Genomic DNA, 26,982 nt, shown 5'->3' on the forward strand with positions numbered 1-26,982 from the left:
CCACTCGTTGACGCGATCTCCAGACGCGCTGGCCGTCAGGAAGGAGAGGTTTCTCTTTGTTTCACAAACTCCGAACGATGGTTCCGCGGACCTCTTTGTCGACGGTGATCGACCGGAAATTCCCCGGTGTCATCATCAGCAAACCCAAGCGGTTTTGGTCGGGCCTTGTCGGGGTGAGGTCGTGCTTGGGTATGTTTCAGGCTTCGATCGACTGCCTCTCATCAGAGCCATCAGCATCGGCGCGGTCGCGAATTCACCCTTCTCTGCCCGGCGTGTCAGGTCTCTCAGATAGCCTCCAGCAGACGTGATATGCTCAGCGCGTTCGAGCATGCAGGCAAGCACTGTTGCGGCGTTCTCAGGCCCCATCACGATTGCTGCGCGTTCATAGACAGCTGGCGTGATGTCGAGAGTGGAACGAACAACATAGGCTGCCGTAATCAGATCCCTCCAGGACGCGATCCCACCTCTTGGCCCATAATCGTTGATCTGGGTGCAGGCTTGCAGGACGAATGGGAGTGGTAGAGCTTTGTGTGTGGTGATCGAGCTCAAACGAGGGCGCTTTTGTCGAGTATCGCGTTGATCGTCAATCTCTTCGATTGCTGTGCCGTTCGCCAAAGTGTGTTCCGGTGCTTGTTCGGTTGAAAGCCCTTTCGACACCGGTTCAGATTCAGAAATGATATTTGTTTTTGAATCCTGTATGTGGCGCTCACTTTGAGATTCATTGGCGCTCATCTCTGGTGATTTCATATTTAATTTCAATTGGTTGACGACTTCTTCACGAAGTACCGAGAGTTTTGTGAGGAGCGGCTCTGCGATATCGAGTGTGAGGACGCGCGGAATTGCCTGTATGACGCATTGAAGATTTGTCTGTGCCTGCTCCCAGTCACCGGAAATTTTTTCATCCACGGCAAAAGTAATCAGCTTTGCGAGATCTCTTCGGCAAAGAGTAATTCTTTCTTTTGCAGCCTTGAGTTGTTCACGGCTAAGAGCGATCCCCGCTGCCATCGTTTCGATCTCTCGTGCGCGTGCCAGAAGTGGTGCGAGACTGAAGCCGAAAGCATCATCGAGTTTGCCACCTGAACTGCGGCGCGCATAGCGTTTGCCGTTCGGGCTGTCCTTGCGCAGGATCAGTCCGGCTTCCACCAGCACCGAGAGATGGCGGCGAAGTGTTGCCGGTGCCATTCCACGCGCTCGAAGCGACAACTGTGCATTGGACGGGAAGACGATGAGATTGCCATCCTCGCAAAGTTCATCGCCCGGATAGAAGGTCAAAAGTGCGTCGAGCACAGTCAGTGCCCGGTCACTGATCCCGAGGGATGACCGTGATTCGCAGATCGATCGAAACAGTTTCCACTTCGATCTCTTGATTCCGGATGCAATTTCGCTGGCTTTTTGATGGTTTGCCAACAGCCCATACGACATCGCCCGCCGCCCAAAGGGCGTCGTTACAGTTCCACTCTCCATTTTCTCTCACCTTTTTTCAGGCAAAAGAAAGCCGCTCACCGAAACGGTGCCAAAGACTCTTGACTGTGATTCATGGAAGTGCGATTCTCGATCTTGCTAGAAATCGGAGAGAGGCTTCCACGACCTTGGTCGTTCGGGGGCCTTTTTCTTTTGCTGATCAAACTCCCTTGTTGCGTTTAAATTCTGCGAAAAGGCCCGTGAGCCGTTCGCTGACGAAATCGTCAAAACCCGGTGCGCTTTTCGCATCGAACACGAATGTCGACCGGTTTCCCGATTTGCGCATGACAACCGGCAGACCGCTCAGCTGTGCTTGAGCCGGCTTGCCACTATCCTCAGGTTTCGCGGACAACTGTGTAAACGCGAGCTGGAAACGCTCGTCGCTTGTCTTACCCTCTGCCCTGCCCTTCTGAAGGGACGAGAGCAGCCTTGGAATGTTTCCGGCATTGAGCTTTTCCGACAGCTCCGTCCACCGCCTGCGGCCAACCTCAGGTGCCGGACCGATCGCATCGATGATTTCCATCGGAATCGCCCGGACCAGGCTGATCATTTTTGACAAGGCTGCCTTGTCGACGCCAAGCGCTGCCATGATGATATCGCGCGTGAACGAACGATCCTCGAGACGGGTGGCGAACAAGGCGCGTTCGATATGCGAGAGGTTCGTGCGGGCGTTGTTTTCCTGACCCTGGCTGACGACCAGCTGGTCATCGGTCAGAACGCGGACAACCGCCTTGACCTTGAGGCCCAGCTGTCGGACGGCTGCAAGTCGGCGGTGACCGTAGGCGACCTGGAACCTGCCCGACTGGTCGGGATGAGGCCGCACGAGGATCGGCACCTGCTGTCCATGCTCGCGAACCTGCTCGACCAGTTGGGAAAGCGCTTCGCCATCGATCAGCATACGGTCGGAAACAAAGGAACTGTCGATCAGCGATGGATCCAGTTCAACGACGGAAAGACCTTCCGAAAGCTGCCGCTCGAGATCCTGCGCCCTTTCCATCTTCTGCGTGATGCTGCCAAGCGTTCTCGTGATGCCACCAACGGGGACACCGCTGCGGACGGCCGGTGCCATTCCGGCCAATGGACGTGACGATTGAGCAGACGGGGGTGCGGCAGGTGTCGGCGCTGGTGCTGAACTGTTGTCCGGCGCCGGAGGTTCGAAGATGCCGATCAGGTTTTTACGTGCCATCTGTTAGCGCCTCCCCCACACGGACCGGATCAATTCTTCAATCTCGAGGTTCACGGCATTGAGCGAGTCCATCGCCCGGTCATAGGTGCCGCGGGTGAACTGGTTGCGCTCGACCTCATACAGTGTCTGTTTCGTGACGCCGGCATCGGAGATCGCTGTCGACTTCAACATGGCGTTGTGAAGCATACGATTGCCGAAGATGGCGCGCATAAAGCCCGTCATCTGGCTCTGTGGGCCGTCATTGGGTTCAAACCGCGTCACAAGATAACGCATCCAGTCATAGCTTGTCCGCCCCCCTGCCCGCTCGACAACCGACATCAGTTCGCTGGTCATCGAGAGAAACTGCGACATCGACATGACGTCGAGCATTTGCGGGTGAACGGTAATCAAGGTCGATGTCGAGGCGCAAAGCGCCGACATCGTCAGGAAGCCGAGCTGCGGCGGGCAATCGATGACGACGACATCATAGAGGTCTTCGATATCGGCAAGAACTTCGCCGATGCGGGCAAAGAACATCGTCGCAACCTGTCCCGACGCCATGGCTTTTGGTGTTTCGTGCTCGAACTCCATCAGTTCGAGGTTGCCCGGCAGAATATGCAGGTTCGGTGTGTAGGTGGAGCGGACAATTTCCGAAATAGGGCGCGGATCCTCATAGCGGATCGCACCATAGAGCGTCTCGCCTTCGCCCACATCGAGCTCGGGTTGATGCCCGAACAACGCCGACAGAGACGCCTGCGGATCGAGATCGATCGCGAGCGTCTTATAACCACGAAGGGCAAGATATTGAGACAGATGCGCGGACGTCGTCGTCTTGCCGCTTCCGCCCTTAAAGTTCATGACGGAAATGACCTGCAGCTTTTCGCCAGGACGGCGGGCCGGTACGTATTTCGCCACGCCGTTCTTTTCGTCGAGAACCTGACGAATACGATCCATGTCGGTCGGCAGATAAACACGCCGGCCGTTCGCCAGCGGCTCGGGTCCGTATCCTTCTGCGGCAACCTGACGGAGATAGCCTTCTCCGATGCCGATGAAGCTCGCGGCTTCGGCTGGCTGGAAGGGCCGGATCGTCTTTTGAGATGTCGGTGCGAAGATTTTCGCTTGATGCATCTGAAGTTGATGCGCAAGCTCCTGGGCATCTGTTGCCAGAGTCGTTGGCAAGTGCTCCTGAGGTTCGTCGACTTTCAAGCTTGGCTGCGGCATCTTTCTCTCCAACTGCGCAATTGGCGAAGTTCTTCGGAAAACTGCGCAGTTGAATATGCCCCGATTCGCACGAGTTGTACAAATGATTCAATGCAGATGAATTTTGCGCCTGTGGAGAGCAAAAGTCGCGCTCGTTGTCCGCGGACAACGAGAAGTGGGGCAGGGGTAAGGTATCAGATTTTGCTGAGTGGATCGCTAAACGTTTGCCATCTTTAACCTGTCTATAAGCGTTTATGGTGCTTGCTTATCTCCATACAGATGCTAGCTTGATCCATCACGCCAGAGGCTAAACGGTTCCATCTCACGGACGCATCCATCTTGTGTCCGGTAGCGAAACCGAACGTGACGCTAGCTTTCACAACGGCATTGAACTATAACGCTTTCAATGCGTTACGATCTCTCAAAAATAGACTTTGGTGAGTTGTTCGGACCGGTCTCCGCAGCGACTGCCGGCGTTGTACGACTCGATGAGCGGATCGCTAGTTCCCCCGTACGGCAAGGCTGGATCGATCGCGCCCAATTCTTGGAAGCATGCTCGTCCCTGTGGATCGATGGGGAACTTGTCCATATCGAAGACCTTGTTCTCCATGACGCAGGGATGGCAGTTCGAGCCTCCACTCACGAATTGACAGTTGCCCATGACGTACTGCGAACGCGCCGGCGAATTGCGGCGAGCGAACCGGAATGGGCCTTGAGCGCCGCTGGTCTTGCCGCGCTGAGGTCCGGTCGTCATGACGAGGCTCAAGACATTGAGATCAAGGCGGCACCGAGAGGGCTCGCAACGATCTCGCGTGACGATGATTTCGAGGATCCCTTGGCCGCTATCGATGCCGTTCTCGCGCGAAGCCAGGCGCTGCTTGCGGACGCCGTAAGCGTTCGTGCGATGAAGATACCAGACCGGGACGCCCTCATCTATGACGAGGACTGGGACGAGGACGCTCGTCTGTCGGAATGGCGCGTGGTGCTGGATGAAACGCAGTCCATGCCGCCCCTCCTCAGGGCCGCCGTTGCGTGGGACGCTTGGTTTCACCTGCAGGTGTTGAAGCATGCGCCCTGGCTTGGACGTCTGCTGGCGAGCGCGGTGTTGCGCGAAGCCGGGTTAACCGAAACGCAGTTGTCCGCGGTCAACTTCGGTCTCCGGCAGGTGTCGCGGGAGCGCAGAATGAGCGGGAACCGCATGGTGAGGCTTCTCGCGTTCACGGAAGCAATTGCGCTCGCGTCCGAGCATGGCATGAAAGAGCACCAGAGGTTGTTGCTCGCCAAGCAGCAACTCGAGCGCCGTCTGGTGGGTCGGCGACAGTCGTCGCGGCTTCCCCAGCTAATCGAACTTGTCTTGTCGCGCCCGCTTGTTTCGAGCGGGATGATTGCCGACGCACTGGAGATAACCCCGCAGGGCGCGCTGAAAATTGCTGCTGAACTCAATCTTCGTGAATTTACCGGGCGAGGGCGCTTTCGCGCCTGGGGAATACTTTGATCTGACGGGTTAACGCGTTGCAAATAAAGACAAAAGCGAACTGAAACGAGTGTTCCCGGCCTTTCTATCGTCCAAGCGATCCCTTAATGATGAGGGTATGTCGTGGAGGACATTAAGGGAGGTATCAATGAAGATCACGAAACTCGAAACCGTTCGAGTTGCAGAGCGCGCAAACCTGATCTGGGTTCTGGTTCATACGGATGAAGGTCTGACCGGTCTCGGCGAGACGTTCTTCGGGGCAGAGACGGTCGAAAGCTACATTCACGAATATGTTGCACCGCGGGTGCTCGGCCGCGATCCGCTTGCCATCGATCTTCTCGCACAGGACCTCGTGGGCTATGTCGGGTTCCGATCCTCGGGTGCCGAGGTGCGTGGCAACTCGGCTTTCGACATCGCGTTGTGGGATCTGTTCGGGAAGGTTACCGGCCAGCCGATCGCGCAGTTGTTGGGCGGCTTCAGCCGCAAGGAAATCCGCACCTACAATACCTGCGCCGGCACCGAATATATCAAGAAATCCACCGGCCAGACCACGGGCAACTATGGCCTGTCGACTGGCTCGGACTACGACGATCTCAACGGGTTTCTCAACCGGGCGGACGAATTGGCACATTCGCTGCTGGAGGAGGGGATCACGGCGATGAAGATCTGGCCCTTCGATGCCGCCGCCGAAAAGACGAGGGGACAGTATATTTCACCTTCCGATCTCAACGCAGCGCTTCAGCCATTCGAAAAGATCCGCAACGCTGTCGGCGACAAGATCGACATCATGGTGGAGTTTCACTCCATGTGGCAGCTCCTGCCCGCGATGCAGATTGCCAGGGCGCTGACGCCCTACAGCACGTTCTGGCATGAAGACCCGATCAAGATGGATAGCCTGTCGAGCCTCCGTCGTTATGCCGACGTATCGCCCGCACCAATCTCAGCATCTGAGACCTTGGTAACGCGCTGGGGTTTCCGGGATTATCTCGAAACGGGCGTCGCCGGCATCGTCATGCTGGACATCTCCTGGTGCGGCGGACTGTCGGAAGCACGCAAGATTGCATCGATGGCGGAGGCTTGGCATTTGCCGATCGCTCCGCACGATTGCACCGGCCCGGTTGTCCTCGGCGCATCGACGCACCTGTCGCTTAACGCACCCAATGCGCTGGTGCAGGAAAGTGTGCGCGCCTTCTACAAGACGTGGTACCGCGATCTCGTCACCGCACTGCCTGAGGTGAAGAACGGCATGATCACGGTTCCGCCTGGTCCTGGCCTCGGAATGGACCTCAATCCAGACCTGGACAAGCTCTTCACCGTAACACGGCGTTTCTCAAACCTCGCAGACATGTAGGGCATCGCGGCATGATCGCATCCATCTCCAAGCAAATCGTCTCGGCGCGCATGGCCGGGCCCCTCATCATGCTGCTCGGCATGGTCGTGTTTGCGCTTAACGACGCCATGGGGAAGTGGCTCGTTTCGAGCTACGGCCTTGGACAGGTCGTGCTTCTGCGCAGCCTCGCCGCGCTTGTCATCTTGCTGCCTTTCCTGTTCTTTCAAGGATTCGGCTCGCTGCTGAAGGTCGAACGACCCGGCATGCAAGCCCTTCGGGTGTTCTGCTCCACCGCCGAGGTTTTCTGCTTCTACTATGCCGTGATGTATCTTCCGCTCGCAGACGTCATGACCTACTGGCTCGCAGCACCGATCTATGTCGCCGCGGCCTCGCCACTGCTACTGGGTGAAAAAGTCGGCTGGCGTCGGTGGACTGCAATCGGCATCGGCTTTATCGGTGTCGTCATCACGCTCGAACCGTCGAGCGCGATGATCAGTCCGCCAGCGATCGTATCCATCTTCGGCAGTGCCGCCTTCGCGTTCATGATGATTTCAGGTCGTTTCCTGAGGGCCACCCCAGACCGGACGCTTGTCTTTTTCCAGATTGTCGGTGCGGCACTTGCAGGCCTTGCTTTCGCGCCTTTCGACTGGTCGCCGATCGCTTCTACCCGCGATTTTGGTCTGCTTGCATTGCTCGGTATAGTGGCAATGACAGCTCATGTTCTCGTTAATAGAGCATTGAAGATCTCCGATGCGGCAACGGTCGCTCCCCTACAGTACACGCTTTTGCTCTGGGCGGTTCTGTTCGGCTGGCTGTTCTTTGGCGATATGCCGAGATACGGAATGCTGATCGGAGCAGCACTGATCGTCGGTTCCGGCGTCTTCATCTTCCTGCGCGAGCAGACGCTGAAGAAGCGCCAAAGGGTGCAGCCGATCGCGATCGAATAGCCATGAAAAAAGCCCGCGACGGTAACGTCGCGGGCTCGTCTGCCTAAGCCTGATGCTTACTTACGGACTTCCTTAAGTTCCGCCAGGATGCCATCAACCACATCGGCACCAATCTGGTCCTTGTGCTTTTCATAGACAGCAAGCGACTTTTCACGAATGCGAGCCTGCTCCTCAGGCGACAGCGTGTTCACCTCCAGGCCGGCGGCCTTGATCTTTTCCAGCGACTTCTTGTTGAGATCGCCGATCACCTGGCGCTCCACATCGCGACCGACCACTGCGCATTCACGCAGTGCAGTCTGTTCTTCCGGCGAATAGGTGTTGAAGATCGCCTTGGAGAAGAGGAAGAGGAAAGGCGTATATGCGTGGTTGGTCTCGGTGACGTATTTCTGCACTTCGAAGAACTTCGAGGTGTCGATCGTCACATAGGGGTTTTCCTGCGCGTCGATCGCGTTGGTCTCGAGCGCCGAATAGACTTCGCCGAAGGCCATCGGGGTCGCGTTTGCACCAAGGTTCTGGAAGGTGTCGAGGAAGATGTTGTTCTGCATGACGCGAACCTTCATCCCCGAGAAATCTTCCCACTTGGTGACGGCGCGCTTGGAGTTCGACAGGTTGCGGAAGCCGTTTTCCCAATAGGCCAGATTGACCAGACCGGCGCCATCGAGCTTCTTGTTCATCTCGTCGCCAAATTTGCCATCGAGCACCTTGTAGGCCTCAGGCGCATCGCGGAACAGGAACGGCAGGTCGAAGACGCCGAGTGCCGGAATGATGCCGACGAGCGGAGACGAGGATGTGACGACGGCTTCCTGAACGCCCGAGCGCAGCGCCTGGGTTGCCTGAAGGTCGCCGCCAAGAGCGCCGCCCCAGAAAGCGGTCAGTTTCAGCTTGCCGCCGGACTTCTGGTCCAGGCATTCCTGCATGGCCTTGATGCCGTTGCCGACGGGATGGTCGGCATTGATGCCGTTCGAAACGCGAATGTTGCGGCTCTTGAATTCGGCGAAGGCCGGTGCTGCTGTGGAGCAGGCAAGCGCGATCGCTGTAGTGGCAAGAAGCAGTCTCTTCATAGTAGTCCTCCCAGTTGGACGTTGATGTGAACAGGTTGAATGGCCGGCCGTCAATGCAACCAACGTGCGGGCACGATCACAAGATCGGGAAACAGCACGAGCAGGAAAAGCACGAGCGACTGCGCCAGAAGGAACGGCCACACGCCGGCCGTCACCTTGCCAAGCGGTATTCTCCCGACACCGCTGACAACGTTGAGCACAACACCGACCGGCGGCGTGATGAGGCCGATCGAGTTGTTGATGATAAAGAGCACGCCGAAATAGACCGGATCGATTCCCGCCTGCTTGATGATCGGCATGAGAACCGGCGTCAGGATCAGGATGGTCGGCGTCAGATCGAGTGCCGTACCGACAACCAGAACCAGGATCATGATGACGAACATCAACAGCGTCGGGCGATCGATCAACGGTTCGATATAGCCGGCAATTTCTGCAGGAATGTTCGCAGCCGTGATGAGCCATGCCGATACGAGTGCCGCGCAGACGAGGAACATGATGACCGAAGTCGTCTTGGCGGCCTGCAGAATGACGTGCGGAAGGTCTCTCGGCTTCAGTTCCTTGTAGATTACCATGCCGACGAACATCGCATAGACGGCGGCAACGACGGCAGCTTCGGTCGGCGTCACGATGCCGATCTTGATGCCGCCGAGGATGATCACAGGCATGCCGAGCGCCCAGGCAGCGCGTCCGGTTGCGTGCAGGCGTTCCTTGTAGGTAGTCTTCGGAAGCGCCTGGACGTTATCTTTGCGCACCACGATCAGCCAGGTAATGATCAGTGAGACGGCCATCAGGATGCCGGGAAAAATGCCAGCCATGAAGAGCTGGGTGATCGACACGTTCGCGGCAACGCCGAATACGATAAACGCCATCGACGGCGGAATGACCGGGGCGATGATACCGCCGGCAGCGATCAGACCACCGGAGCGGGGAATATTATAGCCGGCCTTGGCCATCATCGGGATGAGGATGGCTGCAAGGGCGGCCGTATCGGCAGCGGCCGAACCCGAAATGCTGGCCATGATGAGCGCTGCAAAAATCGCGACGATCCCGAGACCACCCCTGATGTGACCGACGCAGGCGATCGCGAAATCGATGATACGCTTCGACAAACCGCCGGAATTCATCAATTCGCCGGCGAGAATGAAGAAGGGGATGGCGAGCAGGGTGAATGTATCTGCACCGGCAATCATGTTCTGCGCGATGATCTGGCTGTTGAACATGTCCATGTACCACATGAGCACGACGCCGCAGAAAATCAGCGAGAAGGCCACGGGTACGCCAACGGCCATCGCCCCAAGCAGCGATCCAACAAAGACGAAAAGAGTCATTTAGGTCCGCTCCGCCAGTTGTTCGATCGTCATGTTTTCACCCGTGAACGCTGCTATTTCCGCGTCGGTGACGCGACCCGTGATCAGGCGGAACAGCCGCTCAAGCGCGATCAGCACGCATCCTCCACCGGTGAAGAAGCCGATGCCGTATACCCACGCCATGGAAAGCCCGGTGACAGGCGCGACCATGCTGGCGTTGATCGGCAACTGGACCCACGTTCCCCAGAAGAAAATCGCCGAACACAGGATGATCAGCAGGTTCGAAATGATCATGCAGGCGATACGGCCCGAGCGACCGAGCATCGCGACCAGCGACTCCACACCAAGGTGGGAATGTTCGCGAAACGCAACGACAGCACCGATAAAGGTCAGCCAGACGAAGAAGTAGCGCGACAGTTCCTCCGATATGTTGAGGCCGGAGTTGAAACCGTAGCGCAGCACCACGTTGAGGAACACCATGATTGCCATGCCTGCCAAAAGCAGGATCAGCAGCAGTTCCAGAAAGCGGTAAAAGAGATCGTTTATTCGTTGCATCGGGTTCCTCCTCCCATCAACCGCGGCGGCTACAAGAGCTTGCGCTTCGCGAGGTTCTTCATCAAAGCCGTCAGCCCGAAGTCCCAGGGCAGGCAGGCTTCACTATTTTCCACCCAATTCACCAGGCGCCCGAGCCTTGGCGACGATATCTCGACGCGGTCGCCGATCTCGTGGGTAAAGCCCAGACCCTTGCCGCGCCGATCCTTGACCGGTGCAAACATGGTGCCGAGAAACAAAACGGCGCCATCAGGGTATTGATGGTTGCGGTTGAGAAGCTGCGAAACGAGATCTTCTGGCGTGCGGCTAATTGCCTGCATCGGGCTGACGCCCGTCATCTCGAAACCTTCAGGGCCCTCGACGACAAGCGAGATCTCCGATTTCTTGACGTCTTCGAGCGAAAATTCGCCGTCGAACAGTCGGATGAAGGGACCGAGAGAACAGGATGCGTTGTTGTCCTTTGCCTTGCTGAGAAGCAGGGCGGACCGTCCTTCGAAATCGCGAAGATTTACGTCATTGCCAAGCGTCGCACCGACAATCGCACCCGTGGATGTGACAGCAAGCACCACTTCCGGTTCGGGATTGTTCCAATCCGACTTCGGGTGAATGCCGACCAGCGACCCGCAGCCGACGGCCGACATGGGTTGAGCCTTAGTGAAGATTTCCGCATCCGGACCGATCCCGACTTCGAGATACTGCGACCAGAGCCCCATATCCTGCAACAGCGCTTTCACGCTTGCCGCCTTTTCTGAGCCGGCTACAAGTCCCTTCAGGCTGTCGCCCAGAACCGGCGCCAGGCGGCCGCGGATCTCCTGGGCCCGAAGCGGATCGCCCTTGGCCTGTTCCTCGATGACCCGTTCCAGCATGCTGTCTGCGAAAGTTACGCCTGCGGCTTTGATCGCCTGCAGGTCAACAGGCGCCAGCAGCGTTCCGGCAGTGCCGTCTAGGAAGTCATTGAGAGAGCCGAGATCCGTCCAATCGGTAGCGGCCGTCAGGCGCTCCACCAGGCCGTCGATCTCAAGCAGTGCTGACAGCGTCGCAGCGAGCGACGAAAGATCCAGAAGCCTGCCATTCCGGTAAAGGACAGGGCAGGGGCCGTCCGCAGCCTTCGACCAGACACGACCAACCAGAGTGGCGGTCTCGGAATCCTGCGGCAAAATCAGTTCGGGCGTCAGCCCGCCATGTATAGTCATTATGATCCTCCAAGCGGCCGATCGATCAGGCCTCCACCCGTCAATCTGTTGTCCGATGTCTGACAACGTCGCTTCAGCTTTCTACTGAGTGTTTTTCTTCGTGTCCAGTACTGCAACCCTGTCAATTCTGGGGATCATCTATACAATATACGCGGGCAAAGAACGCCGACGCACGGTGTCGTTCCGGTGCGCCCCAATGAAGTCGATGCAAGCTGACCAGGCGACGGATGAAGGATCATCCTACCTCGAGCGGTGACGGACGATCCAAAAGGATCCCAGTAAAACCTGCGGCTGTTTGCGCACTGGCGCGGATCTGGAGCGGGGCAACGGCGTCGGTAAACTTCATTTGAAATCGCTCGGCGCTTGCTAGGACGGAGGTTCAGCCTAAGTGTTGCGCATGGGCAATTTAAAAGAAGGCGTTCTCAACGCGATGGCTGCCGACCAAAGTGCAACGGGCTGGCAGTCGGATCCCGAACGAAGTCCCGACTTCCAATATTCCGGACTTCCAGTCCGGTGGCGCCGTCGTATTGTTCTGGCGCTCAACCTCGCAACGATCGCGGGGCTTGGGTATGTCGTCTACCGACTTCTTTCCCCAGATGGCATTGATGGTGCGGAAGCCGTCATGCTGATCGGGTTGATGCTGGCAACGCCGTGGACGGTGCTTGGGTTCTGGAACGCCGTGATCGGGATGGTCCTCCAGCATGGCCCCGGCGCTCCCTCCAAAAGCATCTACCCCTTCTATCCGCAGGGTCAGGGAAGCCAGCCGATCGCTTTGTCGTCGCGGACAGCGCTGACGATATTCCTGCGCAACGAAGATCCGCGGCCCGTCTTTGCCCGGATAGAGGCGATGCAGAAGAGCCTTCAGGCGACCGGCCTTCAACGCCACTTTCGGTTCTTCGTCCTCAGCGACACGTCCGAGCCAGACATCATACAGTTGGAAGAAGCGGGCTTCGATCTCGTTGCCGCTCATGTCGTGGCGGATGGCGGTAACCGGCCGGTCTATCGTCGTCGTGCTGACAATGCCGGTTACAAGGCGGGCAATATTCAGGACTTCCTGAAGGAACACGGAAGCCGCTACGACTTTTTCCTGCCGCTGGATTCCGACAGCGTCATGTCCGGCGACGTGATGATACGGCTGGTGGCTGCCATGGAGGCACGACCTGAGCTCGGGATTCTGCAGACCCTGGTCGTCGGAGTGCCCGCCGAAAGCGGCTTTGCCCGGATGTTCCAGTTCGGTATGCGTCACGGAATGCGGTCTTTCACGCTCGGCTCCGCATGGTGGAGCGCTGATTGCGGGCCTTACTGGGGGCACAACGCACTGATCCGCGCCGCGGCATTTGAGGCCCACTGCAATCTGCCCGTTCTCCCGGGATCGCCGCCATTGGGCGGCCATGTGCTGAGCCACGACCAGCTGGAAGCGACCTATATGCGTCGGGGCGGCTACGAAGTTCGTGTGCTGCCGATCGAGACACAGAGCTTCGAAGCCAACCCACCGACATTGCTGGAGTTTGCCAAGCGAGATCTGCGATGGTGCCAAGGCAACATGCAGTATTGGCGTTTCCTTTTTGAGCCGGGCCTCAAGCCGCTCAGCAGGTTTCAGCTTTTTCAGGCCTTCCTGATGTATGTGGCACCGCCGGCCTGGATCGTCGCGACGTTTGCCGCCGCATGGAAGGGTGTGACCGGCGGCTTTGATGCGACCTATATCGAACTCGGCTTCTGGTCGTTCATCACCATCTTTCTTCTGTCGGTCACCCCCAAGATCGCCGGCGTCGTCGATGTGCTGCTTACCCCCGGCGCGATCCGCTCCTATGGCGGACCATTGCGCTTCGGTCTGTCGGCGGTGATCGAACTCCTGGCCTCGATGATCATGGCGCCGATCGTTGCCGTCTATGTCTCGGTGTTCCTGATCGGTCTTCTGTTCGGTCGCTCGGTCACCTGGAGCGGGCAGAACCGCGACCGGCTCGGCGTAACGCTTGGCACAGCCTTCAAGGCGATGGGTCTGCAGACATTGATCGGCGTGGCGCTGGCTACCATTATCACGGGCCTGATCGGTGGATATGCGATCCTCTGGGCCCTGCCGGTTGTCGCCGGGCTCTCTCTGGCGATCCCGTTCACGGTGTTTACGGCGTCGCAGCGGTTCGGTTACTGGTCCGCCCGTCTCGGACTGTTTGCAATTCCCGAGGAAGGCTGTCTGCCGCGGGTTCTCACCCGCCTCGTTCCGCATAAAGCCCGGCTCTGGCGTCGTCCGTCCGCCAGATTTGAAGGCAAGTTTCCCAAGCCGGCACGCGATGGCCAAGCATGACGATAGCGCAAGCATTGTGGCTGGTGGGAGCAAACCAGCCTGAATTGCGGGAAACGCCGCTTGGTCCGCTCGGGCTTGGCGATGTTCTGTTGGAAAGCCAGTTCGGCGCCATCAGCCGCGGCACCGAGTCGCTGGTGGCGGCCGGTTCGGTCCCCGAAAGCGAATACGACAGCATGCGGGCGCCGTTGCAGGATGGCGAATTCCCGTTCCCGATCAAGTATGGCTACGCTGTTGTCGGGACCGTAAAGGACGGCCCGGAAGCGCTTGTCGACCGTACTGTGTTCTGCCTCTATCCGCATCAGGACGTCTTTCACGCGCCGGCGGAGATGGCGGTGCCTGTTCCCGATGGCGTTCCGGCCTCCCGCGCCGTGCTAGCAGCCAATATGGAGACGGCCCTCAACGGCGTTTGGGATGCCGGGATTCTTCCTGGAGACAAGGTCGTGGTCGTCGGTGCAGGGCTCGTCGGGCTTCTGATTGCCTATCTCGCCGCAAGGATCCCCGGCACCGAAGTCACCGTCGTGGACGTCAATGGCGATCGCCGCGGTCTTGCCGAAGATTTCGGATGCCGGTTTGCATCACCCGAACAGGCGAAGGACCGTGCCGGCGGATGCGATGTGGTGATCCACACGTCGGCCACGGCCGCAGGTCTTGCCACATCCATTGCGCTCGCCGGCTTCGAGGCGCGGATCGTCGAGATGTCGTGGTATGGCGAAGGCAGCGTGAAGATTCCGCTGGGCGGTCGTTTCCACAGTCAACGCCTGTCGATCGTCGCTTCGCAGGTCGGCAACGTACCGGTTCAAAGGCGCGCAAGGTGGCCGCTGTCGCGACGTCTGGCCGCGGCACTTGCATTGCTTGCGGATGACCGCCTCGACAAACTCTTCTCCGGCGAGACGGACTTTCCCGACCTTGCCCAAGACTATTGCCAAATTCTCGCCGATCCCGGCACCCTTTGCCACCGTATCCGATACCGTTAGTCTGAAAGGACATTCCCCGCATGTTTGCAGTTGAAGTTCGCGACCACATGATGATTGCCCATAGCTTGCCACGGGAGGTATTCGGCCCGGCCCAGGCGATGCATGGCGCGACCTTTATCGTCGATGCCGCCTTCATGACCGAAGATCTCGACGAAAACGGGCTCGGCGTCGATATCGGCCTTGCAACGACGGTGCTGAAAGCAATCGTTGCGCCGCTCAACTACCAGAACCTCGACGAACTGGAGATTTTCCGCGGCAAGGTCACCACGACCGAGGTACTCGCCAAGCACGTCTTCGATCAGCTGAAAGCCGGTATCGCTGCCGGCGATCTTGGTCCGGGTGGCGTGCGCATCCGCCGCCTCAAGGTAACCCTGCATGAAAGCCATGTGGCCCGAGCCTGGTACGAGGCTGCGATTTGAACGCCGCATCAAGGGAGCGACGGCTGGTATTCGCCATCCCCGGCGATATCGACACCCGCAGCGGCGGGTATGGCTATGACCGGCGGATGATCGAGGAGCTCAGGGCAATCGGCTGGACAGTCGAGCACCTGCAGCTTCCCGGCGGCTTTCCGGAACCGAGCGAAAGCGAGCTTGCCGAAACAGCCGAAAAACTCGCAGCCCTCGCCGACGATAGTCTCGTTCTGATCGATGGCCTTGCATTTGGGGCAATGCCGGCAATTGCCATGGAGGAGGCGACCCGCCTCCGCATGATTGCGCTCGTCCATCATCCGTTGGCACTCGAAAGCGGCATTCCGGCCGGCGTTGCCGAGCGGTTGCGAAAAAGCGAGATGACAGCGCTAGGTGCAGCTAAAGGTGTCGTCGTCACAAGCCCCAGCACGGCGCGAACTCTGGTATCGCAATTCCGCGTGGCGCCGGATCTCGTGCGTGTCGCCGTGCCTGGAACGGAGCAGGCAAAGCCTGCATCGGGCAGCACGGCCGGGGACGGGGTGATAATCCTGTCGGTCGGATCGCTGACGCAGCGCAAGGATCATGCGGCGTTGATTTCAGCGCTCGAGCGCATCTCCGATCGCCCATGGCAGTGCCGGATAGCAGGCAGCGATGACATGGATCGTCAATGCGCTGCCGATCTGCGACGACAGATCGAGGCGTGCGGGCTCTCCGACCGGGTGACTTTGACGGGCGCGCTTGATGATGTGGCGGTCGAATATGCCCAAGCGGATATTTTTGCACTCGCCAGCCAATATGAAGGCTACGGCATGGCCTTTGCGGAAGCCATGGTGCGCGGCCTGCCGATCGTTGGCTGTCGCGGCGGGGCGATACCGGATTTGGTGACTGACGATGCCGGGATCCTCGTGGAACCGGGCGACATCGCCGGGCTCGCCGAAGCTCTGGCGCTGCTGATCGACCAGCCCGAGACGCGACAAGCTTATTCTGCGGGCGCACTTGCCGTGGGCCAGCAGCTGCCCGATTGGCCCGCAACGGCAAAGGTGCTTTCCGACTTCCTGGAGGAAATGCGATGAGTGGCTTCGACACAGTCTGGCTCGATCTGCGCGAGCCCGCGGACAATGCTGCGCGTGAACCCGACCTCCGGCGGTCTGCCATTGAAAGTGTGACCGCAGACGGGAACGGCGCGACGGTCGTCGATCTCGGCTGCGGAACCGGCTCCACTGTCCGCGCACTTGCGCCCCAGAGTTTGTCCTGGCACTGGCGGCTTGTCGACAACGATCTGCAACTGCTCGAAGAAGCCGCAAACAGGCTCGACATGCCCGACCAGGTGAAATGCCTGCAGGCCGACCTTAGCCAGTTGGCGCCTGAGCTCTTCACGGATGCGAGGCTGGTGACAGCGTCGGCGCTTTTCGACCTGGTCTCCGCCGAATTTCTGGAGCGTCTTCTGCATCTCCTCGCGAAGCGTGACATCGGCCTGTATACGGCGCTCAACTACGATGGCGTCTGCAGCTGGGAAATCGCGCACGAAGCGGATGCCTTGGTTGTCGAAGCGTTCAACGCCCACCAACGCCGCGACAAGGGCTTTGGACCGGCGCTTGGTCCAACGGCGGAACCGGTCTTGTCCCGGTTGGCAGAGCAGGCGGGCTTCAAGGTTCTCACCGGTCAGAGCCCCTGGCGCCTCGGCGGCGATCAAGCCGAATTGCAGCGGCAGTTCATTTCAGGCTTGGCAAACGCTGCGGCTGAAACAGACCGGTTGGACGAAAGCGTTCTGGAAGACTGGCGACGGATGCGTCTCGAGATGGCATCGCGTTCGGCCTGCGAAGTCGGGCACTGGGATATGCTTCTCCTCCGCTGATTGGTTGCCACCCCGATCATCCCGCTGTCGGGGTGGAAAGAAGCCAGAGGCCGAAGACGGTATAGCCTATCATCGCAAGGGCCAGAAAAGCCTCACTGATGGTGGCGCTTGCCGGTTTCACGAAGTGCTTGAGCGCAATCATGTGGGCGATCAGAATGCCGATGCAGTGCCCGGCCACGATGATCGCGGTCTGTGCGATCCAGAGCTTTTCGACACTGTTGATGTCGATCAGCATCGATGCCGTGACGTGGCGATCGGCGGTGCCGAACAGATCCCAGCCAAGCGCAAAGGGATCCGAGATCGCAGAGTAGAGATATTGCCCGTTGATCAGAAGCAGGCTGAGATAGTGGGCTGCATGGAAGGCAACCGCTATCGGAATGATCGAATAGACCAGATGCGTGATCACCCCTCGATCAGCGACTAATCGTGCCTCTCCGGCAAGCCGGGCTCCTGATATGACAGCCGCGAAATAGATCACTGCGAGCACCGCCGGAGCGGCGATCAAGCCGAGCGTACTCGGCAGGGTCACAGCGCTGCGGCCGGGAAATTCCAGCGGGTTCACCCCGATCATCCAGAGCCAGGTAAAGGTCTCTGCAAAGCCATCGAAGGACGCCGTTCCGAGCGTCAGCAGCAGGAATACGGCCGCGCTGATCGGCGGCGGCTCCGCCGCGACGCAGTCTTGCCCCGGCCAGCGGAACCGGACACTCGCCCATATTCCGGATTTCGGCGGCGTGATTTCAAAGGGCGCGATCATGCCGATCATGCGGAAATACACCGAGAAGGGTTCGCCCCGCTCTGTCCAATCTCGCTCTCCGAAAACCAGCATGGCGATGAAATTGAGAATCCAGTAGACCGAGACGGCGATGGCGAGACGGGGAGGGTCCTCCGGGGCGAGCGAAACCAGCTCGTACCAGGTAAACATCAGAAACAGGAGGATCGCGGGGATGTAACCGACGGCCTCCGGCAGCTTCAACAGGGGAGCTTCGCCAAGCCTGCCGCCCGTCGCTCGCCGCAGGAGGCGAAGAGGACCCGTCCAGGGATTGAGCCATGGCCACAGGTTTCCAACCAAGGCCTGCACCAAGGTCAGGCCGACCCAGAACAGCGTCCAGACGACAAGCGGCAGCGGATTTTCGAGCGGATCGCCTGTCGAATAGCGGCCGGCGGCGATCAGTACCAGCAGAAGCACGAAGCTCAGAGTGCTGACCATCACGATCGGCGGCACCGGCCGGCGATCGAGCGTGATGGAGGCACTGCCAGCATGTGTGAACCAGCGCGACGGAACCAGCAGCAATGCGACAAAGGTAACTGCGACGACGATCGCGCCGCCTGTCAGGTAATATTCGGTCGGCAGCAGCATCACCAGCCCGCGTTCCGTCCCGTGCGCGCTGGCCGTGCAGGGCATGAGCGTCCACAAGAGAGCTGCCGTCGCCGATGGACAGGCCGGCAACCGGTGTTTTCGGGGAAATGACGGCAACGGGTTCATCCTGCGTCTGGTGGCGTGATCGGCTGAAACATCATGCCGGGATGGAGAAGCGTATCCCATACCACGACATCTTCGCTCAGACTGGGCCTCGTGCCGCTCCTGTCAGGTCTCCTGATCAGCGGAATTCTTTGCTATAGGACATGGTAGGGCTCTTATTGTCGGTGGCACCTGGTAGACCATCGACTATCGCATCAGCATGATGGGCGTCAGTACCGTTGAGAGGAAAATTTCGAATGACCGACAAGACTTCAGCACCGAAATCCTCGGTGACCCGCCGGACGACCCTTCTTGGAATGGGCGCGGCAACGGGTGCGGGCATTCTTTCTTCCGTCTCGCCGGGCTTCGTCCGATACTCGCACGCCCAGACCTCCGCCCCGATCAAGCTCGGCTTTGAATGCCACCGCACCGGTATCGGCGCATCCTATGGTCGCTGGTACGAGCGCGTCGCACGCGCTGCCGTCAAGATCATCAACGAGGAGGGCGGCATCAACGGCCGTCCGGTAAAACTGATCGTTGAAGACGATGGCACGGATCCGAAACGAGGCGCCGAAGTCGTCGAGAAGTTCGCGACCCAGCACAAGGTCGATGCTGTGTTCGGGACGCTGTTTTCACACGTTGTCGTCGCCGCCGCGCCGCGGGCGGGCGAATTGAAGATGCCTTATCTCGTGGTGTCGGAAGGCACCCACGTGTCCTCAGGCAGCCTCAACCGATATTGCTTCCAGCCCGGCATTACCGATGTCCGCAGCCAGGTCACATCAGTGGCACCCTGGATTACGCAAAACCTCGGCAAGAAGGTCACGATGATCTTCCCGGACTACGCCTTCGGCTATGACCACCGCGATAATCTTCCGCCCGCCATCAAGGCGCAGGGTGGTGAGGTCGTGGAGATGATCGCCGTTCCCCCGACGGAAACATCGTTTACGCGCTACCTGCCGCGAATTCCCGCAGACACCGACGTGCTCTACCACATCATGGTCGGTCCGGCGGTTCTCACCTTCGTCACCGAGCTCGGTCAGTTCTACGGCTCGCAGCGACCCCAGATCTTCGGCTTCATCGATAGCGTCGAGGCCGTCGATCTTTCGACGCCGCAACTGAGCTTCCTCGATGGGACCTATTTCTGGGAGGGCATGCCCCGCTACGCCCAGAAGGACCAGAGCGAATGGGACAAGTTCTATCGCACGGCAGTCGGCGTCAACGAGAATGGTGCAAGCATCGCCGATCCGAAGGACATCGCCACCTACGCCCATATGTACGGGGTCTGGGAAACCCTGTTCACCATCAAGCAGGCGATGCAGACGGCCGGATACAACGGCCCGCAGGACAAGGCCAAGTTCATCGAAGCCTTGGAAGCGATCGAGACATTCGAGGAAGGCCGAGACCATCCGCAGGGCAACAAGATTTTCAACGGCAAGAACCATCAGGTTTACGGCCACCACAACATCTCCAAGGTCGAAGGCGGCCGGATGGATGTCGTGCACCGGACCTCGATCGAAGACGGCATGTACGAGGTGACGGCGGACTACACGAAGATGTCCCTCTGACCCCTGCTTTCGGAAGGGATCGGTTGACCGGTCCCTTCGCTCTTCACCCCGCGTCGTTTTTCCTGTCTAACCGCAGCAAATCAGGCAAGGGGACAGTCGTGTCCGTGCATAGGAGCTAGGGTTTGGCGTTCGGTCCGTTTCTGCTGTTGGCGACACTGGAAGGACTGCTCCAGGCCGCGGTCCTCACATTGACGGCGCTTGGCCTTTCTCTGGTGTTCGGCGTCATGCGCGTCGTCAATGTCGCCCATGGCGAATTCTATATGCTCGGCGCCGTTGTCGCTTGGTGGGTGGCGTCGATGTTCTCGCTGCATCCGGCAGTCGGCTTTTTCGCGGCGCTCGTCATCAGCCCGTTGATTGTCGGGGCGATCGCTTTTGCCAGCGAGCGGCTGATCCTGAAGCGGCTGAACTACGATCCGGAATCCACCATCGTCGCCACGATCGGCATGCTCTACATCATCCAGCAGACGGTGCTTCTGACCTATGGTCCGGATGCGCGGCCGGTGTCCGCGCCGTTCTATTACCGCATCCAGCTGCCGTGGTTCGGCTATTCCGGTTACAACCTGTTCGTCATCGCAGCGGCGATCGTGTTGCTGCTGGCGGTCTGGTTCGTGCTCAGCCGTACACGGCTCGGGCTCATCATGCGTGCCACGCAGTTCGACCGCGAGATGGCGCAGGCCTTCGGGATACCGATCGAACGCGTCTATGCCTTCGTTTTTGCCGCCGGGGCCATGCTGGCGGCGATTGCTGCGGTGCTGATCGTGCCGATCCGTCAGGCCCATTACCTGATGGGGCTCGATCCGCTGCTTCTCTCCTTCATCGTCGTCATCCTTGGCGGCCTTGGCAGTCTGCGAGGCACCGTTATCGCCGCGCTGCTGATAGGATTGAGCGACGGCATCATTTCGGTGTTCTTCTCACCGACGCTTGCGAAGATCATCTCGACCCTGCTTGTCACCCTTGTTCTGGTGTTTAAGCCGGAAGGTCTGTTCGGGGCGAAGGCGCGATGAGAAGCGAAAACACCATCCGCGTCATCGCGCTTCACGTCGGCGTGCTGGCAGCCCTCTTTCTTGTCCAGTTCGTGCTGCCCGATTATCACCACCTCGCCCTGACCCGCGTCATGCTGTTGGCGATCTATGCCATGGGCTACAACATGCTGTTCGGCTATACGGGCCTGCTGAGCCTCGGACATGCGATGTTCTTTGCCGCCGGTCTCTACGGCGCCGGCATGACGGCCTATTACACCGATCTCGGCGTGCCGCTCGCGTTTGTCATCGGAATTATCTGTGGCGCAGCCCTGTCGCTCGTCATCGGCGTGATCGCGCTGCGCACGACCGGCGTGGCCTTCATGATTGTCACCATGATGTTCGGCCAGGTTGCCTATCTCACGATCACCTACTTCACCGACTATACCCGCGGCGAAGAAGGCCTGACGATGCCGACCTCTGCGCGCAGTTTCGATCTCCTCGGTCTCCACGTCGACCTGACCAACGCCGTCCAGCGCTACAATCTGGCGCTCGGCCTTCTGGCTTTGACACTGCTCGTCATCTTCGTCGTCGTGCGGGGACCAATCGGCAGGGTGCTGATCGCGATCCGCGAAAACGAGACACGCACGCTGATGCTGGGCTTCGACACATTCAGGATGAAACTCGGTGCGCTCGTCCTTTCTGGCACGATCTCTGCGATGGCCGGTGCCGCCTACGGGCTAATGTTCGCCTATGTCGGCGCGACCTTTGCCACCATCCAGTATTCGATCGAGGCGCTGCTCTTCACATTGCTCGGCGGTGCCGGAACGATTCTCGGTCCGCTGCTCGGCTCAATCCTGATGTTCTACATCATCGACATCACCAGCGAATACACGCAGGCCTATCTGCTCGTGACCGGCGTGGCACTCGTGGTTCTGGTCCTCTTCTTTCCGAAAGGCATTCTCGGGACGATCCGCGAAAGGTGGCTGTCATGGCTTCCGTGAGCCTGCTTTCGACAAAAGGTCTCAGCCGCCATTTTGGAGGGCTGAAAGCCGTCGACAATGTCGATTTTACCATGAGAGAAGGCGAGATCCGCGCGCTGATCGGTCCGAACGGTGCCGGAAAGACGACTTTTGTCTCGCTGCTCGCCGGCCGTATCGCGCCGAGTGCCGGATCGATCGAATTCCTGGGCAAGGACATCACCAACCTACCGGCGCATAAGCGCGTGCGCGACGGCATTGCCTATACGTTCCAGATCACCAGCATCTATCCGACGCTGACCGTGTTCGACAACGTGGCGCTGTCGGCACAAAGCGCGCTGAGGCGTCACCCCCGGTCGAACCAGTCTGATATTGCCGAGAAGGTGCATGAAGCTCTAGGCCGCGTTGGACTTGAGGATCGCAAGGGAGAGAAGGCCGGGACCATGGCCTATGGGCACCAGAGGCTTCTTGAAGTCGCGATGGGACTGGCGCTGGAGCCGAAACTCCTGATCCTGGATGAGCCGACGCAAGGCTTGTCGGATAGCGAGATCGAAAGTTTCTGCCGGCTGGTCAAGGAAATCGCGACGTCTGCAACGGTCCTTTTGATCGAGCACAACATGCCCGTCGTCATGCAGCTCGCCGACACGATCACGGTGCTCAACCACGGTCAAATCCTCGCCGAGGGGTCGCCCAGTGACATCCGTGCCAACGCAGCCGTGCAGGCCGCCTATCTGGGAACCGGTTGATATGCTCGAAGTCTCGGATCTCGATGTCTACCACGGCAGCAGCAAGACGCTGCAGGGTATGTCGCTGACTGTGGAGAAGGGCGAGGTTCTCTGCCTGCTCGGCCGAAACGGCGCGGGCAAGACGACGACCCTGCGTGCCATCATGGGTCTCGCAACGGCCGGTGCCGGTAGTATCCGGCTGGATGGTACCGAAATTTCGGCGCTGCCGGCGCATGAAAGGCCACGCCTCGGCATCGGCTATGTGCCGCAGGGCCGCCGGTTGTTCTCCGAGCTGACCGTGCGCGAAAATCTTGAAATCGGCATGATGACGCGGCGCAGCCCGCAGCGCGTGCTCGACGAAACGCTTTCGCTGTTTCCGCGGCTGCAGGAGCGGCTCGGCCAGGTTTCCGGAACGCTGTCCGGTGGCGAGCAGCAGATGCTGGCGACCGCGCGCGCCTTGTGTATCGATCCCAAGGTCATCCTGCTGGACGAACCGACCGAAGGGCTGATGCCCTCGATGATCGCGACGATCCGTGATGTCGTGGTGACGCTGCGCAATCAGGGAAAAGCGATCCTGCTGGTCGAGCAGCGGGTCGAGGCCGTGTTATCGATCGCCGACCGCTTCTGTTTCGTTGAGAACGGCAAGGCGCAGGCGGTTATGCCGGTAGAGGCGCTGAGAGCCGATCCGTCTCTTCTGTCCCGCTACGTCGGTGTCGGCTAAAGTCGGGCGATCTTGCGCGGCTCTATGCTGATCACCGATCAGACCATGCCGACCTGGCCGGAATGCAGCCGGTTATACGCGCCCCTGCGTTCGATCAGGTCCTGATGGGTGCCCTGTTCGGCAATACCAGACTCATCAATGACGACGATGCGGTCGGCGCCCTGGATCGTGGCGAGTCGGTGGGCGATGATCAGCGTGGTCCGCCCCTGCGATAGTTCGGCAAGCGAACGCTGTATCGCACGCTCGGTTTCCGTATCGAGCGCGGAGGTCGCTTCGTCGAGGATCAGGATCGGTGGGTTTTTGAGGAACATGCGGGCAATCGCCACCCGCTGCTTCTGGCCGCCAGACAATTTCACGCCACGCTCACCGATGACCGTATCGAGACCCTCCGGCAGGTTTGCCAGCATGTCCTCCAGACGTGCGCGGTGCGCCGCTTCGACAATGTCGGCCTCGGAAGCACCCAGTCTCCCATAGGCGATATTCTCCCGCAGCGTGCCACCGAACAGGAAGACATCCTGCTGCACGATGCCGATCTGCTGGCGAAGGGATTCCTTCGTCATCTTGCGGATGTCGATCCTGTCGATCGTAATGCTGCCCGACACGACTTCATAAAAGCGCGGAAGAAGCGAGCATATGGTCGTCTTGCCGGCGCCAGAGGGGCCGACGAACGCAATCGTCTCGCCAGCACGGATGTCGAGATTGATCTCTTCGAAGACAGTCTTTGCCGCGGTGTATCCGAAGGTCACGGACCGGTACGCGATCTCGCCTTTCAGGTGATCAACGGCGACCGCATCCGGTGCATCGGCAATATCTGGCTCCGTATCGATCAGTTCGGTAAACCGCCTGAAGCCCGCGATCCCCTTCGGATAGGTCTCGATCACCGAATTGATCTTTTCCACCGGACGAAAGAAGATGCCGACGAGAAGCAGAAAACCGATGAAGCCGCCCGCCGTCAGCTCGCCGGCGAGCACGAAATAGGCGCCGGTCACCATCACCACCATCTGGGTCAGCCGCATGCTGAGGTAACTCATGGAGCTGGTGGCGGCCATCAGCTTGTAGGCTTCCAGCTTCACGCGGCGATAGCTTTGGTTGTCCTTTTCGAACAGCGCGCGCTCGTGACCCTCGTTGGCGAAAGCCTGCACGACACGCATACCACCGACGTTTTCCTCAATGCGTGCGTTGAACTCGCCGATCCGGCTGAAAAGCCGATGGAAATTTTCAGTCATGCGGCCGCCAAAATGGCTTGTTGCCCAGGCGGTCACAGGAACGATGGTCGCAGTGATGACCGCCATCTGCCAATTGACTGAAAACATCAGCAGCAGAGCGCCGATAAAAGTCATCAGCGCAATGAACAGGTCTTCAGGACCGTGATGCGCGACTTCGCCGATTTCCTCGAGGTCCTTGGTGAGGCGCCCAACGATATGTCCGGTTTTCTGATTGTCGAAATAGCCGAATGACAGTTTCTGGATGTGGTTGAACGCCGCCCGCCGCATGTCTGTCTCGATATTGATGCCGAGCATATGGCCCCAATAAGTGACGACGGCCATCAACCCGGTGTTGAGGACATAGATGACGAGCAGGCCAGCGGACGCGAGGATGATCAGCAGCCATTCCTGGCTGAGAAGAAGCCTGTCCACAAACAGCTTCACCGCCATGGGAAAGCCAAGCTCGAGGAGGCCGGACACGATGGCGCAGCCGAAGTCGAGGAGGAAAAGACCTTTATAGGGCTGATAATAGGAGAAGAACCGGCGAAGCATGCTGACCTGCAGACGATGTCACATCTGGCCTGCAGCGATGCAGGCCGGATGCGAGAACATGAGTAGCCTTCTCATATTCGAAAAGCCGCCTGAATGGATAGTGCCGTTATGCCACGGCACGCCATTCACTTCGCCCAGGCGGTCTCCACAGTTGTGATCAGCCGCGTCCGAACTCGTCGACGATGCGGATAATGTCGTCTTCGCCGAGATAAGAACCCGTCTGGACCTCGATCATCTCAAGCATGATCTTGCCGGGGTTGGCAAGGCGATGGACTTCACCCTGTGGAATGTAGACGCTCTCGTTCTCGCGCACGGTCTGCACCGTGTCACCGATCGTCACCTCGGCCGTGCCCTTGACGCAGATCCAGTGCTCGGAGCGGTGGTGATGCTTTTGCAGCGACAGCTTCTTGCCCGGCGTGACGAACAGCCGCTTCACCTGGAACCGATCGCCGTTGAGGATCGAGGTATAGCCGCCCCAGGGGCGGTAGGAGGTCGGATGCGTTTCGGTGAGAGCCGCAGTCGCCTTGGCGGCGGCAAGTTGCTTGACGATATTGCCGACGTTCTGGCTGTCGTCGAGGCGGCCGACATAGACGGCATCTTCGCTGGCAATGACGGCAATGCCATCCAGACCCTGGACGGCCATATGACCATGGCGCGACAGGACGAGCGAGTTCTTCGTGTTGATCAGCGTCGCGTTGCCGAGCGCAACATTGCCATCGGCATCCTGCTCGCCCAGTTTCCAGACCGCATCCCAGCTGCCCATGTCGGACCAGGTAAAGGACGCCGGCACGACGGCAGCGTTTGCTGTCTTTTCCATGATCGCATAGTCGACCGAGATATTCGGGCTGGCCGAAAACGAGGCCTCGTCGAGGCGCAAGAAATCCAGGTCACCGGATGCCTTTGCAACGGCAGCGCTTGCCGCTTCCGCAACGGCTGGCGCAAAGCGGTTGAGTTCTGACAGAACCGTGCCGGCCTTGAACATGAAGATGCCGGAGTTCCAGACAAAGCCGCCAGACGTCAACATCTTTTCGGCTTCGGGCAGAGCAGGCTTTTCGACGAAGCGCTTTACTGTGTTCGCGCCGGTCGAAAGCTGGTCACCGATCTCGATATAGCCATAGCCGGTCGAAGGCTCGGTCGGTGTAATGCCGAAGGTGACGAGCTTGCCGCTTGCTGCCGTCTTGCGTGCGGTCTGAATGGCATCGAAATAGGCCTTGCCCGCTTCGATTTCGTGATCGGAGGCCAGCACCTGCAAGATCGCATCATCGCCGAACTTCTCGGCGACGAAGGCAGCGGCTGCGGCAACGGCCGGTGCCGTGTTGCGCGCGGAAGGCTCCAACATGATCGCCGTGAGTGGCAGGCCAAGCTCGCGTGCCTGTTCGGCGGCAAGGAAGCGGAAATCTTCGTTGGTGATGACGATTGCAGGCTCGTAGAGCGTCTCGTCGGCAACACGCGCAAGCGTGGACTGAAACAGCGTCTGGTCGCCGACGAACTGTATAAACTGCTTTGGTGCAGAAGACCGTGACAACGGCCACATCCGCGTGCCCTTGCCGCCTGCCATGATTACGGGAATGATCTTGCCAACCATAGT

General features: G+C 59.2%; 23 protein-coding genes. 13 read left to right on the plus strand and 10 right to left on the minus strand.

Going from position 1 to position 26,982, the window contains the following annotated elements:
* Positions 1-135 precede the first annotated feature (135 nt).
* The 3 genes from repC to repA form a co-directional block, all read right to left on the minus strand.
* Entirely contained in the window at positions 136-1,464 is a 1,329-nt protein-coding gene (repC, locus tag ASG19_RS14380) for a plasmid replication protein RepC (RefSeq protein WP_082476342.1), read from the minus strand.
* A 157-nt stretch (positions 1,465-1,621) separates the two neighbouring features.
* Positions 1,622-2,647 carry a plasmid partitioning protein RepB gene (gene repB, locus ASG19_RS14385; RefSeq protein ID WP_062458571.1) on the minus strand — a complete coding sequence of 342 codons (1,026 nt, stop codon included), beginning with the start codon at positions 2,645-2,647 and terminating at the stop codon, positions 1,622-1,624.
* Positions 2,648-2,650: 3 nt separating this feature from the next.
* The gene (repA, locus tag ASG19_RS14390; RefSeq protein ID WP_062458574.1) at positions 2,651-3,847 is read right to left on the minus strand and encodes a plasmid partitioning protein RepA; all 1,197 of its coding nucleotides are present in this window, start codon (positions 3,845-3,847) and stop codon (positions 2,651-2,653) included.
* 385 nt (positions 3,848-4,232) lie between these two features.
* Here repA and ASG19_RS14395 point away from each other — a divergent pair, with 385 nt between their 5' ends.
* The 3 genes from ASG19_RS14395 (at position 4,233) to ASG19_RS14405 (ending at position 7,577) form a co-directional block, all read left to right on the plus strand.
* Positions 4,233-5,321: an RHE_PE00001 family protein gene (locus ASG19_RS14395; protein ID WP_062458577.1), complete on the plus strand. Its 1,089-nt coding sequence runs from the start codon at positions 4,233-4,235 to the stop codon at positions 5,319-5,321.
* Positions 5,322-5,448: 127 nt separating this feature from the next.
* The gene (locus tag ASG19_RS14400) at positions 5,449-6,651 is read left to right on the plus strand and encodes a mandelate racemase/muconate lactonizing enzyme family protein (protein ID WP_062458580.1); all 1,203 of its coding nucleotides are present in this window, start codon (positions 5,449-5,451) and stop codon (positions 6,649-6,651) included.
* A gap of 11 nt (positions 6,652-6,662) precedes the next feature.
* Positions 6,663-7,577: a DMT family transporter gene (locus ASG19_RS14405; RefSeq protein WP_062458583.1), complete on the plus strand. Its 915-nt coding sequence runs from the start codon at positions 6,663-6,665 to the stop codon at positions 7,575-7,577.
* A gap of 56 nt (positions 7,578-7,633) precedes the next feature.
* Here the strand turns inward: ASG19_RS14405 and ASG19_RS14410 are convergent, their stop codons facing one another.
* The 4 genes from ASG19_RS14410 to ASG19_RS14425 are packed head-to-tail and all read right to left on the minus strand — an operon-like array spanning position 7,634 to position 11,690.
* Positions 7,634-8,638: a TRAP transporter substrate-binding protein gene (locus tag ASG19_RS14410; RefSeq protein ID WP_062458586.1), complete on the minus strand. Its 1,005-nt coding sequence runs from the start codon at positions 8,636-8,638 to the stop codon at positions 7,634-7,636.
* Between the two features lie 50 nt (positions 8,639-8,688).
* Positions 8,689-9,966, minus strand: coding sequence for a TRAP transporter large permease subunit (locus ASG19_RS14415; protein ID WP_062458589.1), 1,278 nt, complete (start codon positions 9,964-9,966; stop codon positions 8,689-8,691).
* Positions 9,967-10,500, minus strand: a complete 534-nt coding sequence (locus ASG19_RS14420; protein WP_062458592.1) for a TRAP transporter small permease — start codon at positions 10,498-10,500, stop codon at positions 9,967-9,969.
* Between the two features lie 29 nt (positions 10,501-10,529).
* On the minus strand, positions 10,530-11,690 hold the full coding sequence (locus tag ASG19_RS14425; RefSeq protein WP_062458594.1) for a fumarylacetoacetate hydrolase family protein: 1,161 nt from the start codon (positions 11,688-11,690) through the stop codon (positions 10,530-10,532).
* 397 nt (positions 11,691-12,087) lie between these two features.
* Here ASG19_RS14425 and mdoH point away from each other — a divergent pair, with 397 nt between their 5' ends.
* From mdoH to ASG19_RS14450, 5 genes are read left to right on the plus strand one after another with little or no spacing between them, the layout of a single operon-like run.
* Positions 12,088-13,992, plus strand: coding sequence for a glucans biosynthesis glucosyltransferase MdoH (gene mdoH / locus ASG19_RS14430; RefSeq protein WP_062458596.1), 1,905 nt, complete (start codon positions 12,088-12,090; stop codon positions 13,990-13,992).
* On the plus strand, positions 13,989-14,966 hold the full coding sequence (locus ASG19_RS14435; protein WP_062458598.1) for a zinc-binding alcohol dehydrogenase: 978 nt from the start codon (positions 13,989-13,991) through the stop codon (positions 14,964-14,966). The genes mdoH and ASG19_RS14435 overlap by 4 nt, the downstream gene beginning before the upstream one ends.
* Positions 14,967-14,986: 20 nt before the next feature.
* On the plus strand, positions 14,987-15,385 hold the full coding sequence (locus tag ASG19_RS14440; RefSeq protein ID WP_062458601.1) for a 6-carboxytetrahydropterin synthase: 399 nt from the start codon (positions 14,987-14,989) through the stop codon (positions 15,383-15,385).
* Positions 15,382-16,446: a glycosyltransferase family 4 protein gene (locus ASG19_RS14445; protein WP_062458603.1), complete on the plus strand. Its 1,065-nt coding sequence runs from the start codon at positions 15,382-15,384 to the stop codon at positions 16,444-16,446. The genes ASG19_RS14440 and ASG19_RS14445 overlap by 4 nt, the downstream gene beginning before the upstream one ends.
* Complete coding sequence (locus ASG19_RS14450; RefSeq protein ID WP_062458606.1) at positions 16,443-17,228, plus strand: class I SAM-dependent methyltransferase; 786 nt, start codon at positions 16,443-16,445, stop codon at positions 17,226-17,228. Before ASG19_RS14445 ends, ASG19_RS14450 begins: the two co-directional genes overlap by 4 nt.
* A gap of 16 nt (positions 17,229-17,244) precedes the next feature.
* Here the strand turns inward: ASG19_RS14450 and ASG19_RS14455 are convergent, their stop codons facing one another.
* Positions 17,245-18,702, minus strand: a complete 1,458-nt coding sequence (locus ASG19_RS14455; RefSeq protein WP_210168447.1) for a hypothetical protein — start codon at positions 18,700-18,702, stop codon at positions 17,245-17,247.
* 242 nt (positions 18,703-18,944) lie between these two features.
* Here ASG19_RS14455 and ASG19_RS14460 point away from each other — a divergent pair, with 242 nt between their 5' ends.
* From ASG19_RS14460 to ASG19_RS14480, 5 genes are all read left to right on the plus strand, one after another.
* Positions 18,945-20,252: an ABC transporter substrate-binding protein gene (locus ASG19_RS14460; protein ID WP_062458620.1), complete on the plus strand. Its 1,308-nt coding sequence runs from the start codon at positions 18,945-18,947 to the stop codon at positions 20,250-20,252.
* Positions 20,253-20,374: 122 nt separating this feature from the next.
* Complete coding sequence (locus ASG19_RS14465; RefSeq protein ID WP_062458623.1) at positions 20,375-21,256, plus strand: branched-chain amino acid ABC transporter permease; 882 nt, start codon at positions 20,375-20,377, stop codon at positions 21,254-21,256.
* Positions 21,253-22,215: a branched-chain amino acid ABC transporter permease gene (locus ASG19_RS14470; RefSeq protein WP_062458627.1), complete on the plus strand. Its 963-nt coding sequence runs from the start codon at positions 21,253-21,255 to the stop codon at positions 22,213-22,215. The genes ASG19_RS14465 and ASG19_RS14470 overlap by 4 nt, the downstream gene beginning before the upstream one ends.
* Entirely contained in the window at positions 22,203-22,937 is a 735-nt protein-coding gene (locus ASG19_RS14475; RefSeq protein ID WP_062458629.1) for an ABC transporter ATP-binding protein, read from the plus strand. The genes ASG19_RS14470 and ASG19_RS14475 overlap by 13 nt, the downstream gene beginning before the upstream one ends.
* Position 22,938: 1 nt before the next feature.
* Complete coding sequence (locus ASG19_RS14480) at positions 22,939-23,637, plus strand: ABC transporter ATP-binding protein (protein ID WP_062458631.1); 699 nt, start codon at positions 22,939-22,941, stop codon at positions 23,635-23,637.
* A gap of 38 nt (positions 23,638-23,675) precedes the next feature.
* On the opposite strand, the gene ASG19_RS14485 is transcribed toward ASG19_RS14480, so the two are convergent.
* Entirely contained in the window at positions 23,676-25,394 is a 1,719-nt protein-coding gene (locus tag ASG19_RS14485; protein WP_062458634.1) for an ABC transporter ATP-binding protein, read from the minus strand.
* A gap of 157 nt (positions 25,395-25,551) precedes the next feature.
* Complete coding sequence (locus ASG19_RS24100) at positions 25,552-26,979, minus strand: mannose-1-phosphate guanylyltransferase/mannose-6-phosphate isomerase (protein WP_062458637.1); 1,428 nt, start codon at positions 26,977-26,979, stop codon at positions 25,552-25,554.
* Positions 26,980-26,982: the final 3 nt, after the last annotated feature.

This window comes from Rhizobium sp. Leaf306 (assembly GCF_001423425.1).
Classification (GTDB): Bacteria; Pseudomonadota; Alphaproteobacteria; order Rhizobiales; family Rhizobiaceae; genus Neorhizobium; species Neorhizobium soli.